At 72.3% G+C, this 12248-nt stretch carries 15 protein-coding genes; 5 read left to right on the top strand and 10 right to left on the bottom strand.

Annotated features, from left to right (window positions below; translation table 11 throughout):
* From VIM19_13845 to VIM19_13825, 5 genes are all read right to left on the bottom strand, one after another.
* On the bottom strand, nt 1–717 hold a 717-nt coding region (locus VIM19_13845), incomplete at its 3' end, for an NAD(P)/FAD-dependent oxidoreductase (GenBank protein HEY5185950.1).
* A gap of 168 nt (nt 718–885) precedes the next feature.
* On the bottom strand, nt 886–993 hold the full coding sequence (locus VIM19_13840) for a TraR/DksA C4-type zinc finger protein (GenBank protein ID HEY5185949.1): 108 nt from the start codon (nt 991–993) through the stop codon (nt 886–888).
* 22 nt (nt 994–1015) lie between these two features.
* Nucleotides 1016–1282: a hypothetical protein gene (locus VIM19_13835; protein ID HEY5185948.1), complete on the bottom strand. Its 267-nt coding sequence runs from the start codon at nt 1280–1282 to the stop codon at nt 1016–1018.
* 117 nt (nt 1283–1399) lie between these two features.
* Nucleotides 1400–1795 carry a hypothetical protein gene (locus VIM19_13830; GenBank protein ID HEY5185947.1) on the bottom strand — a complete coding sequence of 132 codons (396 nt, stop codon included), beginning with the start codon at nt 1793–1795 and terminating at the stop codon, nt 1400–1402.
* A gap of 61 nt (nt 1796–1856) precedes the next feature.
* Nucleotides 1857–2225 (bottom strand): VOC family protein, encoded by a 369-nt coding sequence (locus tag VIM19_13825; protein ID HEY5185946.1) that lies wholly within the window; start codon nt 2223–2225, stop codon nt 1857–1859.
* A 110-nt stretch (nt 2226–2335) separates the two neighbouring features.
* Here VIM19_13825 and VIM19_13820 point away from each other — a divergent pair, with 110 nt between their 5' ends.
* A complete protein-coding gene (locus VIM19_13820) occupies nt 2336–2812 on the top strand; it encodes a hypothetical protein (GenBank protein HEY5185945.1) in 477 nt (158 codons plus the stop codon).
* A 230-nt stretch (nt 2813–3042) separates the two neighbouring features.
* Here the strand turns inward: VIM19_13820 and VIM19_13815 are convergent, their stop codons facing one another.
* The 4 genes from VIM19_13815 to VIM19_13800 form a co-directional block, all read right to left on the bottom strand.
* Nucleotides 3043–5034: an FAD-dependent oxidoreductase gene (locus VIM19_13815; GenBank protein HEY5185944.1), complete on the bottom strand. Its 1992-nt coding sequence runs from the start codon at nt 5032–5034 to the stop codon at nt 3043–3045.
* Nucleotides 5035–5050: 16 nt separating this feature from the next.
* Complete coding sequence (locus VIM19_13810; GenBank protein ID HEY5185943.1) at nt 5051–5389, bottom strand: hypothetical protein; 339 nt, start codon at nt 5387–5389, stop codon at nt 5051–5053.
* A 128-nt stretch (nt 5390–5517) separates the two neighbouring features.
* Complete coding sequence (locus tag VIM19_13805) at nt 5518–6636, bottom strand: 5-methyltetrahydropteroyltriglutamate--homocysteine S-methyltransferase (protein HEY5185942.1); 1119 nt, start codon at nt 6634–6636, stop codon at nt 5518–5520.
* Between the two features lie 253 nt (nt 6637–6889).
* On the bottom strand, nt 6890–7813 hold the full coding sequence (locus VIM19_13800) for a trypsin-like peptidase domain-containing protein (protein ID HEY5185941.1): 924 nt from the start codon (nt 7811–7813) through the stop codon (nt 6890–6892).
* A gap of 72 nt (nt 7814–7885) precedes the next feature.
* Here VIM19_13800 and VIM19_13795 point away from each other — a divergent pair, with 72 nt between their 5' ends.
* Complete coding sequence (locus VIM19_13795; protein ID HEY5185940.1) at nt 7886–8125, top strand: DUF3099 domain-containing protein; 240 nt, start codon at nt 7886–7888, stop codon at nt 8123–8125.
* Between the two features lie 113 nt (nt 8126–8238).
* A complete protein-coding gene (locus VIM19_13790; protein ID HEY5185939.1) occupies nt 8239–9930 on the top strand; it encodes a GH25 family lysozyme in 1692 nt (563 codons plus the stop codon).
* A 200-nt stretch (nt 9931–10130) separates the two neighbouring features.
* On the opposite strand, the gene VIM19_13785 is transcribed toward VIM19_13790, so the two are convergent.
* Entirely contained in the window at nt 10131–10709 is a 579-nt protein-coding gene (locus tag VIM19_13785; GenBank protein ID HEY5185938.1) for a hypothetical protein, read from the bottom strand.
* A gap of 38 nt (nt 10710–10747) precedes the next feature.
* Here VIM19_13785 and VIM19_13780 point away from each other — a divergent pair, with 38 nt between their 5' ends.
* Nucleotides 10748–11503, top strand: coding sequence for an aminotransferase class III-fold pyridoxal phosphate-dependent enzyme (locus VIM19_13780; protein HEY5185937.1), 756 nt, complete (start codon nt 10748–10750; stop codon nt 11501–11503).
* A 5-nt stretch (nt 11504–11508) separates the two neighbouring features.
* A complete protein-coding gene (locus VIM19_13775) occupies nt 11509–11976 on the top strand; it encodes an Lrp/AsnC family transcriptional regulator (protein ID HEY5185936.1) in 468 nt (155 codons plus the stop codon).
* Nucleotides 11977–12248: the final 272 nt, after the last annotated feature.

Genomic DNA, 12248 nt, shown 5'->3' with positions numbered 1-12248 from the left:
GACGGCCTCGACGACGACGTCGGCCCGCAGCCGCTCCCCGGTGCTGAGCTCGACGCCGGCCACCCGGTCCGCGCCGAGGAACCGGGTCACCGTGGCGCGCAGGTGGAAGGTGACCCCCCGCTGCTCGTGGCGGCGGCGCAGCTCCGCGCCCAGCATCGACCCGAGCGGGTGTACCAGCGCGTCGGCGTCGGCGGCCGTGACCGCCACCTCGCAGCCGAGCCCACGGGCCGTCGCTGCCACCTCGCAGCCGATGAACCCGGCGCCCACGACGACGACCCGCACCCCCTCATCCAGCACCGCCCGCAGGCCGATGGCGTCGTCCAACGTCCGCAGCACGTGCCGGCCGGCAGCGACGGTCGCGGGCGGTCCCGGCGCGGCCAGCCGCCTCGACCGCAGCCCGGTGGCGATGACCAGCCCGTCGTAGCCCAGCTCGGTGGAATCGGCCAGCCGCACCACCCGGGACTCGAGGTCCACCGACTCGGCAGGAACTCCCAACCGCCACTGCACATCGGCCACGCTGGCCCGGAGCGGGAATGCAACCGCGTCGTGGGACACCTCGCCGGAGAGGACCTCCTTGGACAGAGGGGGCCGGTTGTACGGCCGGTGGACCTCCTCGCCGACGGCGACGATCTCCCCCGCGAACCCGGCCCTGCGCAGCGACTCGACCGTCCGCAGGCCGCCCATCGCGGCGCCGACGACGACGACACGCTGGGGCACGGCTCGGCCCTCCCGGGATCCTCGGCTAGCACGCGGGCCCCGATTGTCTCCCCGGCCGCGCGGTCGGACCGCACCGGCCCGGCCGCGAGTCAGACCGTGAGCAGCGGAACCATCACGAGCAGCACCGCGCAGTTGGCGATCTCTACGAGCCCCCTCACGACCTGGCCACTATCTGCTGCAGGACACGCAGTAGCGCCCGAACGGGCGCACCTCGAGGCGCTCCAGCGGGATCGGACCGCCGCACCGCGCGCAGCAGCCGAACTGCCCGGAGTCCATCCTGGCCAGCGCGTCAGCCACATCAAACGGCCGTCCGCTCCGCGTCCCCCAGCGAACGCAGGGCAGCCATCAGCGGTGCCTGGGCGGCCGCATCGGTGAGTGACCCGTCCTTGCGCAGCTGCGCAAGGGCCGCACTCGCGGCCGTCATCTGGCGCTCGCAGTCCGAGCGAAGCGACTCGAGCTGGAGGCGCAGCACGGCCAGCTGGGCGCTGCTGAGCTGCGCTGTTCGCGCGTGCGCCTCGGCCGACGGGTGGTCGTGGGTGGGGCGGTAGGTCGTGCGGATCGACATCAAGTGCTCCTGGTTGACACGGCGAACGCGGTCAGGGCGCGAGGTCGGAGCTGTCAGAGGCGCTGAGCGCCCTTGGCCACGAACCCGACGGCCGAGTGCTCGGCGGTCGGGGCGGGGTCAGCTCCGGATCGCCCCAGGCGGCGATCGAGGCGCGCCTCCGCGCTGCGGTACGGACTCGGTGCGCGGAGCAGGGCGACGCCAGGAGGCGATGCACAGCAGCAGGAGGGCCGTGACAAGTACCTGGAGGGTGGCCGCCGTCGAGCCGCGTAAGCCCTGGACGTCCGTGCGCACCGCGACGACCGCGCGAGTGACCTCCCGGTCGGCCACGCTCTGGACGGCGGTGACCGCCGATGGGAGGTCCGCGCTGTCCCAGGCGCCGGCCGCAACCGCCTGCCCGCCCATGGGCTGGACACCGGCCGCCGGGCCGGCTGTCGCGACCCCGAGGCCGAGAGCCATGAGCGCCCCGGCCAGTGCTGCCAGCACGACAGTGGCGCGACGCACGGACCCGGTCACACGTTCAGGCTACGCGATGGGCGGACGCAGGGCAGGGCCAGAAAGTGCCGCCCTCACCCGGTCAGCGGCCGGCATCCGCGTCCGGCTGGAACAGCCCCACGACGTTGCCCTCCGGGTCGCGCACGTACGCCGCCCAGCCAAAGCCGGGAACCGCCGCCCGGTCGGACACGACCTCGCCGCCGGCGGCTCGAACCCGATCCAGCACCGCGCCGATGTCCCCGACCCCCGCGACCAGCACCGGGCTGCGGTGCAGGTCGCCCCGGGCGATCAGAGCGCCGTCCGCGCCAGCCTCGTCCGGGGCGCCGGCTCGCACCAGCCAGTACTGCTCGTCGCCGTACCCGGAGATCTCCCAGCCCAGCGCGTCCCGGTAGAACGCGAGGGCGCGCGGCGGGTCGTCGACGGGGATCTCGAAATGGACGATCTTGGACATGGCCGTCCCTCCGTCGTCATCGGTTCCAACCTCCCGCTCTTCCCGGGCATGGTCAAGGTCCACCTGCACTTGACGGAGGCTCGGCACGCGAGTGGCATGGAGGACGAGGCTTGCGAAGCGAGGAGGCGATCGCGATGGCGCACTACCTCATCGTCGCCAACCAGACGCTCGGAGGTGAGCGGCTCACCGCCCACCTGGACGAGCTGGCCGCCGCCGGAGAGTGCACGGTGCACTTCGTCGTCCCTGTTACGCAGACGGAGGGTCTGCACCAGTGGGACTATCCGGCGATCGACCGGCTGGTCCCCGACGCCGAACGGATCGCCCGAGCGCTGGCCGAGGCCCGGCTGGAGCACGAGCTCGGCCGGCTGAGCGCGGCTGGGGTCACGGCGACCGGAGCGGTCGTGGACGCCGAACCGCTCGAACGGGTCCGCGTGCTCCTGCGTGAGCAGCACTTCGACGGCGTGGTCGTGGCCACGCTGCCCCGACACCTGTCCCGCTGGCTGGTCATGGACCTGCCGCACCGGCTGACCCGGGCCACCCCCGTGCCAGTGACCCACCTCGAGGCGGACGCCGGACCGTCGCTGTGACGCACCTGACGAGTCCGATCACACCTTCGGGCTAGCAGGCGGCCGTCGCCCGCGCCGATGGATTGCCCTGTGATGACGATCGCGACACCGGATTCGACCGAGAGCCTCGTGATGTAGCTGCTGGGCGCTGGGATCCCGGTGACGCTGTTGATCGACCTGCAGGCTGGTTCCCGCGTGGACTGCCACCAGATCCTGACGGCGGGGCGACCGGGCCGAGCCAGGGGAACCAGCTAGAGAGCGCTGGCTGCGACCAGGCCCTCGAGCACGGCCTCCTCGACCGTCCGGGGGGCCAGGCAGTCCCCCACCAGGTGCACCTCGGCCGGGAACCCGTCGAGCCGGTCCATCAGGTCGGTGACCGGCAGGTGGCCCTGGGCCAGCACGAGCGCTGCTGCCGGCTCCACCACCACCGGCTCGCCGGTCAGCACGTGCTGGAGGTACACGGTGTCGGGATCGGCACCGAAGGGCCGCACCAGCGGCACGATCTCGACGCCGACCCGGGTCGCGTGGGCGATCATCTCGTCCCGGACGTACTGCTGGATCCGCTGCCCCGCGTGGTAGCCGGACACCCCCAGGGTGACCTTGCGCTCCCGCTCGGCGAGCAGCACGGCGACGCCGAGGCCGATCCAGTCGCAGCGCCAGTCCGCGACGACGACCCGGCCGCTGGGGACCACCGCGCCGCGGAGCACCTCCCATGCGTCCAGGACCACCGGGTCGTCGGCAAGCTCGAGGACCGGCCGCCGGGGGACGGCGCCGGTGGCCACCACCACCGCGTCCGGTGCCAGCCGGTGCAGGAGGTCGAGATCGACCCTGGTGCCGGTCACGATGCGCACCCCGGCCCGCTCGGCCTCACCGACGAGGTTGCCCACCGCCCCGCCGAACTCGGCTCGGCCGGGCAGCTCCTGGGCCAGCAGCACCTGACCGCCGAGCCGGGGGGCGGCCTCGAACAGGGTCACCCGGTGCCCTCGCTCGGCCGCGACCGCAGCCGCCTTCAGACCGCCCGGCCCCCCGCCGACCACCACGACGTCCTTGCGCGTAGCGGCCGGGGTGCGGTTCCCGTAGGCGCGCTCCCGCCCGGTCTCGGGGTGCTGGATGCACGAGATCGGATAGCCCGCGTGGAAGTGCCCGATGCAGGCCTGGTTGCAGCCGATGCAGGCGCGGACCGTCTCCACCGCACCGCTGAAGGTCTTGGCCGGCAACAGGGGGTCGCAGATCAGGGCTCGGGTCATCGCGGTGGCGTCCGCCAGCCCCTGGGCGAGCACCCGCTCGGCGTCCTGCGGCTGGTTGATCCGGCCGGCCACGATGACCGGGACCGACACGGCGGACCGGATCCGCCCCGCGGCCGGTGCCGTGTAGGCGACCGGCATCGTCATCGGCGGCACGATGTGGTCGGACCCGGCCAGGGTGGCCGAGCTGCCCAAGACCACCGACACGTAGTCGATCAGGTGGTCGGCGTCGAGGCCGGCCAGCGCGTCGAGCACCTCCCGCGTCGTCAGCCCGTCCGCCGAGGCTTCGTCGGCCGAGATGCGCAGGCCCACCGCGAGCTCGGGCCCGGCCGCCGCGCGCACGGCCTCGAGCACCTCGCGCAGGAACCGCAGCCGGTTCTCCGGCGACCCGCCGTAGCCGTCGGTGCGCAGGTTGGTGCGCGGGTTGAGGAACTGCGCGGGCAGGTAGCCGTGCGACGCGACCACCTCGACGCCGTCCAGCCCGGCCCGCCGGATCCGACCGGCGGCCGCGCCGTAGCAGCTGACCATCTCCTCGATGAGCGCGACGGTCATGGCCCGCGGCATCACGTGGAACCGCTCGTTGGGGACCGCGGACGGCGCCAGCGCCACCGGCAGGGTGCCGTCCTCGGACTCCATCAGCTCGCGGCCATCGTGGAACAGCTGGACGAACCCCGGGCAGCCGTGCTCGTGCAGGGTCTCGGCTAGCCGGGCGAACCCGGGGATGCACGCGTCGTCGTCCGCCATCAGCACGTGGCTGGTGTAACGGGCACTCGGGTGCACCCCGGCCACCTGGACGACGATCAGTCCGGCACCGCCGCGTGCCCTGGCCTCCTGGTAGGCGATCAACTGGTCGGTGACCTTGCCGTCGTCCGCCATCACCGTGTCGTGGCCGGAGGAGACGACGCGGTTGCGGATCGTCACCGGACCGATCTGCAGCGGGCTGGACAACAAGGGGAACGGCTCCGACCCCGCCGCTGCGGGGTCGGGGGAGTCATTCATGGTGGTCACACGCTACTCACGACGGTTGCTGGGCGAGGTGCTCCCTGGCCAGGCTGTAGTCGTAGTCGGCGAGCCTGCCGGCCCAGCCACCCGGCGCCTGGGCCAGGTGCCCGCGGGCCAGGCTGTAGTCGTAGCTGGCGGTCGCCGTCGTCCCGGCCCCCGCCTTCAGCGACGCGACCTCGTCGTTGCGGGACGCGTACCCCAGTCCGAAACAGGCGGCCAGGCCGACTGCTCCGCTGAGCAGCCCGACCGCCAGGTGCCTCACCCACCTGCGCTCCGCCTTGACTGGGGCGGGAGCGACCGGCGGGGGCGACGGTTCGACGCGCACCGACGGCTGCTCGAAGATGGTTGTCATCGTCCCCACCTCCCATGAGGAAGCAGGACCCGGGGACCGGGCTGACCCCCAAGTCCCAATCCCAGGCTCGATTCCCAGGCTCGATCCGGCGGCACCGGGTAGACCAGAGGCTTTTGCCCCGCAGTCGGCTACCCCCAGACGTCCTCGGCGACTTTGACGATCAGCTCGAGCTTGGCGATCTCCTCGTCGAGGGTCAGCACGTTGCCCTCGACGGTCGAGGAGAAGCCGCACTGCGGTGACAGGCACAGCTGGTCGAGGGGCACGAACCGGCTGGCCTCCTCGATGCGCCGCTTGAGCGTGTCGGCGTCCTCCAGCTCGCCGCGCTTGGTCGTGACCAGCCCCAGGACGACGTACTTGCCGGGCGGCACGAACCGCAGCGGCTCGAACCCGCCGGACCGGGCGTCGTCGTACTCGAGGAAGAAGCCGTCCACCTCGAGCTGGCTGAACAGCGCCTCAGCCACGAAGTCGTACCCGCCGGAGGCCGCCCAGGAGGACCGGAAGTTGCCCCGGCACATGTGCGTGGTGACGCTCATGGCCTCGGGCCGTCCAGCGAGCGCCGTGTTGATGTTGCGGATGTACCGCTCGTGCTGGTGCTCGGCGTCCCCGCCCTGCGCCGCGACCATCTCCCGCTGCCGCGGGTCGTTGAGGTAGGCCAGGCTGGTGTCGTCCAGCTGCAGGTAGGTGCAGCCGAGCTCGCCGAGCCGGCGCACCTCCTCGGCGTAGGCCGAGGCGAGGTCGGCCCAGAACGCGTCCAGACCGGGGTAGACCGACTCGTCGATCGAGGCCCGGCCGCCGCGGTAGTGGATCATGTTCGGGGAGGGGATGGTCAGCTTCGGCGTGGCCGTGGTCACGGTCTCCCGCAGGAACGTGAAGGCGTCGCCGAAGATCGTCCGGTCGAGCGTGACCCTGTCGTGCACCCGCAGCGCGGCGGACTCGAAGTCGAGCTCGCCCTGCTCGTTGTAGAAGTGCACCTTCAGCTTCTCGTCGGTCGCGCTGATCCCGCCGAGCTGGTAGATGAAGTCCATGTGCCAGGAGGTCCGCCGGAACTCCCCGTCGGTGGCCGACTGCAGGCCGACGTCCTGCTGCATCCGGACGACGTCACGGATGCTCTGGTCCTCGACCTCGCTCAGCTGCTCGGCCGTGATCTGCCCGGCCGCACGCTGCCGGCGCGCGTCCAGCAGCCGCTGCGGTCGCAACAGGCTGCCCACGTGGTCGGCCCGAAACGGCGGGGTGCTGCGTCGTCCCACGACTCCTCCTGAGGGTGCGGTTCCTGCACCCTAGGCGGTGCCGGCGGTCCCGTCATGACCTTCACTCGGCTGCGTCTCACCCGAGGGCGCCGACCGGCGCCCTCGGGTGAGCGAAAGCAGGGACACGATGGGCGAGCACGAGCAACGCGTCGAGATCGAGCCAGGGGTCTTCAAGCTGCTGGCCGACTGCACGGCCGCAGAGCTGGACGCGAGCCTCGAGGTGGCTGCGCGCTGACCGGCCCGGGCCGCGGGGTCAGTGCAGTCGGGCGCAGCTGGTGGACGAGGTGAGGAGACTGGTGCACAGCGCGGACAGCCGCAGGGCGACGTTGAGGTTCTCCACCACGGGGCTTCCGGCGGTCGCCGAGTAGGCGGCGTCCACGATGCCCTGGACCCGGCCGCTGCGGTCCACCACGGGGCCGCCCGAGTTGCCGCTGCTCGTGGGGGCGGAGTTCAGGAAGTCGTTCGCGTTGACCTGCGAGACGTTGCCGGAGGTCACGTTGTTGGCCAGCCCGAGCGGGTTGCCCACCACCATGACGAACTGGCCCACCAGGGGCGCCCCGCCCGGCTCAAGGGTCGGGACCTTGGTCGTCGTGTCGATGATGGCGACGTCCGTCGAGGCGTCGAAGGCCCGCAGGTGGGCCGGCAGCGTCTGCTGGCCCTGCGACAGGCTCAGGCTCGGACCGGCCGTGGGCCCGGTGCAGGCGGCAATGACGTGCTCCGCCGTCACGATGGCGGTCTGGTAGCCGGCGGCGGCGGGGATGTCCAGGGCGAAGCCGGTGCCGAACGACACGTCGGTGCCGGAGGCGCAGGTGATCAGGACGACCGACGGCGACACTTTCGCAGCCAGGGTGACCAGGTCCGGGGGTAGCTTCTGAGCGGTCAGGTCGAGCTGCTGCTCGTCCGCCTTGAGCCGGGTCTGCTGTTGGACCAGCTGCTGCTGGGCCGTGTGCAGCTGGGCGGACAGTCCGGCCAGCTGGGCCCGGTCGCCGGCCTGTACCCGCTGCAGCTCGGCGACCTGCTGCCGCGTGACGGCCAGCTGCCGGCGTTCATCTTTCAGCACCCACGCGCTGGTCGCCACCGCGGCGACGATGGCCACCAGGACGGCAACCCCCACGACCCGCAGGGCAGGCGGTCGCCGGGAGCTGGCCGACAGCGGCTGGATCGACTGGTCACCCACCCGTACGTCCTCCCCGGATTGGGGCCTAGCGTAACCACGCGGCCGCCCCTCGCCGCGGAGCAGACTGGTCCCATGCGCTGGCGCCGGAGAGCCGAGGGCTTCGACATCGTCACGCGCACCGAGAGCGAGCAGCGCGACGACGAGATCGCCCGGCGGCGCCGTCACTACCTGTCGATCATGGTGCCCTGCCTGGTCTTGGTGGTCTTTGGCTTCTACGCGCCCGCCCCGACTCCCCTCCGGGTGGCTGCCCTGGTCGTGGCCGCCGTCCTACCGCCGATCGCCGCGATCGTCGGCAACGCTGGGTCGCGCTGACGTCGCCGACACACCGGGGATGAGGGGTCCGGCGGGCGGTCGGAGGTAGCCTCCCCGAGTCGGGCTGTGACCGCCCGGCCCTTCCCCCGCACCTGGACGGACCTGACGCTGCGATGTCCCTTCGCCTCCCCACCCGATGGCTGGCCATCGCACTGACCGTTGCCGGCATGGCGGCGCTGGCGTCCCCGGCGGTCGCCGCGACCGGACCGAACGGCCCGGACGTCGCCTCCTACCAGCACCCCAGCGGGGTCACGATCGGCTGGACGGCCGCAGCGGCCAGCGGCTCCTCCTTCGCCTTCGTCAAGGCGACCGAGGGAACCACCTACACCAACCCGTACTTCACCCAGGACTGGTCGGCGCTGGCCGCGGCCGGGCTGATCCGAGGCGCCTACCACTACGCCCGGCCGAGCAGCACGGTCGGCTCGGCGGCCGCCCAGGCGCAGTACTTCGCCAACACCGTCGGGTCCTTCGCCGACCTCGGCGACCTGCCGCCGGTGCTCGACCTGGAGCAGACCGGGGGGCTGACACCTGTCAACCTCGTCGCTTGGACCCAGCAGTTCCTGACCGCCGTCCAGAGCATCACCGGACGCACGCCGATCCTGTACACGTACCCGAACTTCTGGCACAACTCCATGGCGGACTCCACCGCATTCGGCGGGTATCCGCTGTGGCTGGCCTCCTACAGCAGCACAGCCCCCGCCCCGCTGCCCGGGTGGAGTGCGTGGACGTTCTGGCAGTACACGAGTCAAGGCACCGTCCCGGGGATCTCCGGGAACGTGGATATCTCCCAGTTCGCCGGCACTATGGACGACCTGAAGGTCCTCGCCAACTCCCCGTTCGCGGCCGGGGTGGCCCCGACCCGCCTCGGTGGCACCGACCGCTACGCCACCGCGATCGCGGTGTCGCAGTCCGCCTACCCGGACGGCACCGCCCAGGCCGCCGTGCTGGCCCGCGGCGACCTGTTCCCCGACGCGCTCGTGGGCGCGCCGCTGGCTCGCGCGCAGTCGGGGCCTCTGCTGCTCACCCCCACGTCGGGCCTGGATGCGCGGGTGGCCGCCGAGCTGACCCGTGCGCTCGGCGCCCAGTCCGGCAAGACGGTCTACCTGCTCGGCTCCGGTGGCGCGCTGTCCCTGGCCGTGGACAAGGCGGTGTCCGGCCTCGGCTTCAAGCCCGTCCGGCTGGCCGGGACGGACCGGTTCGGCACGGCGACTGCGGTGGCGCACGCGCTCGGCGACCCGGGCACGGTCTACCTCGCCACCGGCATGAACTTCCCCGACGCTCTCGTCGCCGGCGACGCCGCGGCCAGCCACAGCGGAGCGGTGCTGCTGACCGACGACGCGATCCTGCCGGCCGGGCTCGCCACGTACCTGCAGGGACGGACGGTCACCACGATCGGCGGCCCGGCCCACAACGCCTACCCCTCGGCCCCCGTCTCCTACACCGGGAAGGACCGGTACGCGACCAGCGCTCTGGTCGCGGCCGGTGAGTACCCGGCCCTGACCGCCAGCACGACGACGCTGAGCACCGGCACGGGCAGCCCAGGGACCACCGGAGCGATCGGCCTGGCCACCGGGACCGACTTCCCGGACGCGCTGGCCGGGTCGCCGTTCCTGGCCACCGTCGGCGCCGGGGTGGCGCCGCTGGTGCTCACCACCCCGACCGCCCTGCCGCCGAGCGTCAGCGCCTACCTGGCCACCCTGGGCCAGGGCACCCGCACGTACGTCTTCGGGTCGACCGGCGCGGTGGCCACCGCGGTCAGCAGGTCCGTCGCCGCGCTGCTGCACCTGCCTCCGCCGACCTCCTGACGGCGACCGATGGCGGATCACCCGCACGCTAGAGGCCAACGTTGCCGTGATTCGCAACCACTGACCGGATTCCTTCCGATTGTCAGCATCGAGAGTCGGCGCCAGCCCGCCGCAGCCAACCGGCTTGCGGCGACCTCCCGACCAGGAGCGCCCGATGCCGGCCACCGACCACCCTCGCACGACCCCGAGCTCGAGCTGCCTCAGGTGCGGACCGAGCTGCCCGGCCCCCGCAGCCGTGAGTGGTTCGAGCGCACCGGCACCCTGGCCGACCACACCGTCGTGCCGTTCGTCCAGGCCGGACGGCGCGGACACCTGGTCGTCGACGTCGACGACAACACCTTCGCCGACCACATGTCGGCGGGGGGCGCCTCGCCCTTCGGCCCGACGCCCAAGCGCGTGCGCGCCGCGATGGACGAGGCCTGGGACCAGCACGGGATGCAGATCAGCGGGTGGATCCAGAACGTGCCGGCGCTGGAGCTCGTGGACAAGCTGGCGTCGATCGCCCCGGGCCGGCTCAGCCGAGTGGAGTACTCGGTGACCGGCACCCTCGCGGTCGAGGGCGCGGTCAAGTTCATGCGCGAGGCCACCGGGCGGCCGCTCATCCTCACCTTCGGCGGCCAGTACCACGGCGAGTCCACCTGCCTCACCGCCGGCGTCTCCAGCGACCTCTCCAACGTCACGTCCATGCGGACCCAGTACGTGGCCGGGGTGGTCACGGTGCCGTACCCGAACCGGTTCCGCTCGCCGTTCCGCACCGGCCCCGGGCCGTTCGACGACACCGAGGTGATCGACTTCCTGGAGAACTACGTGCTCGTCCATCAGATCCACTCGGGCCAGGTCGCGGGGCTGCTCATCGAACCGGTCCTCGGCGAGGGCGGGATCCACGCGCCGTCCCAGGCCTTCTGGGACCGGCTCGGCGCGCTCGCCAAGCGATGGGGCTGGCTGCTGTGCCTGGACGAGGTGCAGACCTGCATGGGCCGCTGCGGCGAGATGTTCGCGATGCAGCGCTGGCAGGGCATCGACCCGACCTCATCCTGCTCGGCAAGGCGTTCGCCGCGGGGGCCAGCCGATCGCCGGCCTGCTGGGGACCGACGAGGTGATGGCCGACTCCGAGCTGCACCTCGGCGGCACCTACGGCTTCATCCCAGCGGCCTGCGCCGGGGCGATCGCGGGCATCGAGATGCTCGAGGACGGCGACATCATGGCCAACGTGCGGCAGCTGGAGGAGGTCTTCCTGGCGGAGATGCGCCCGCTCGTGGGCCCGGTGGAGCAGGTCGGCGACGCCCGGGCGGTGGGGGCGCTGGCCGCGCTGGAGTTCGTGCAGGACAAGGCCACCATCCGGCCGGCGCCGAACTTCCGGGTCGCCGTCCACCAGGCGGCCCTGCGCCGGGGGGTGCTCGGCATCACCCAGCGCGGCAAGTGGCACCTGCGCCTGCAGCCCGCCCTGACCATGCCGCCGGAGGTGTTCGGAGACAGCTGCCTGCGGATCAAGGACGCCGTCCTCGAGGTGGACGCCAACCCGCCCGCCGAGTCGGAGCGGGTGCTGGACTCGGTCGCCGGGTCCAGCCGGTAGCGACGATGTCCGCCGATCTGGGCATCGACGACACCGACCGGGCGATCATCGCGCTGCTGCAACAGGACGGCCGGATCGCCTACACCGAGATCGCCCGCCAGCTGCAGCTGGCCGAGGGCACGGTGCGGAACCGGGTGGCCCGGCTGCAGCGACGGGGCGCCCTGCAGATCGTGGCCGTGATCACCCCGCTCAAGCTCGGGCTGCGCCGGGTGCTCATCGGCATCCGGGGACGCGGACGGGCCCTGGCCAGCGTCGAGCAGGCCGTGCGCGACCTGCCCGAGGTGGACTACGTCGCCGTGACCACCGGCACCTACGACCTGGTGCTCATGGCCGCCTGCCGGGACGAGGACCACATCGCCGAGCTCGTGACTGAGAGCCTGCGCGGCGTGCCCGGGGTGGACACCCTCGACGTGGGCACCATGCTGCGGGAGACCAAGGACGCGTACCGCTACGTCACCCTCGACCCCGGCTGACGCCCGGACCCGCCCGACGCTATGCGGGACGTTGGCCCGGGTGATCCGTGGACCTTCGGCCCTGCCCATGGTGCTTGGTTGAAACGAATGATTGACACATCAACCGTTCGCCCGCACCGCGGGCCGCACCTGGGAGCCAACCGTGAGCCGCCGTAGCCTCGACTTCATCCTGTCCATCAGCGGACTGGTGATGGCGGTGGTGCTGGCCGTGGCCGGCGGGCTGCTGCTGTGGGGCGGCAGCTTCGCCAACAACACCGTCCACGACCAGCTCG

This window comes from Actinomycetes bacterium (assembly GCA_036510875.1).
In the GTDB taxonomy this organism is placed as follows: domain Bacteria; phylum Actinomycetota; class Actinomycetes; order Prado026; family Prado026; genus DATCDE01.
The sequence above is the reverse complement of the archived record's forward strand: the minus strand, read 5'-3'. Positions and strand labels throughout refer to the sequence as shown.

Excerpts from the sequence above, each read along its gene's own strand:
- VIM19_13825 (HEY5185946.1), bottom strand. The coding sequence starts at position 2,225 with ATGTCCAAGATCGTCCATTTCGAGATCCCCGTCGACGACCCGCCGCGC.
- VIM19_13775 (HEY5185936.1), top strand. The coding sequence starts at position 11,509 with ATGTCCGCCGATCTGGGCATCGACGACACCGACCGGGCGATCATCGCG.
- VIM19_13815 (HEY5185944.1), bottom strand. The coding sequence starts at position 5,034 with ATGAATGACTCCCCCGACCCCGCAGCGGCGGGGTCGGAGCCGTTCCCC.
- VIM19_13835 (HEY5185948.1), bottom strand. The coding sequence starts at position 1,282 with ATGTCGATCCGCACGACCTACCGCCCCACCCACGACCACCCGTCGGCC.
- VIM19_13840 (HEY5185949.1), bottom strand. The coding sequence starts at position 993 with ATGGACTCCGGGCAGTTCGGCTGCTGCGCGCGGTGCGGCGGTCCGATC.
- VIM19_13795 (HEY5185940.1), top strand. The coding sequence starts at position 7,886 with ATGCGCTGGCGCCGGAGAGCCGAGGGCTTCGACATCGTCACGCGCACC.
- VIM19_13810 (HEY5185943.1), bottom strand. The coding sequence starts at position 5,389 with ATGACAACCATCTTCGAGCAGCCGTCGGTGCGCGTCGAACCGTCGCCC.
- VIM19_13790 (HEY5185939.1), top strand. The coding sequence starts at position 8,239 with ATGTCCCTTCGCCTCCCCACCCGATGGCTGGCCATCGCACTGACCGTT.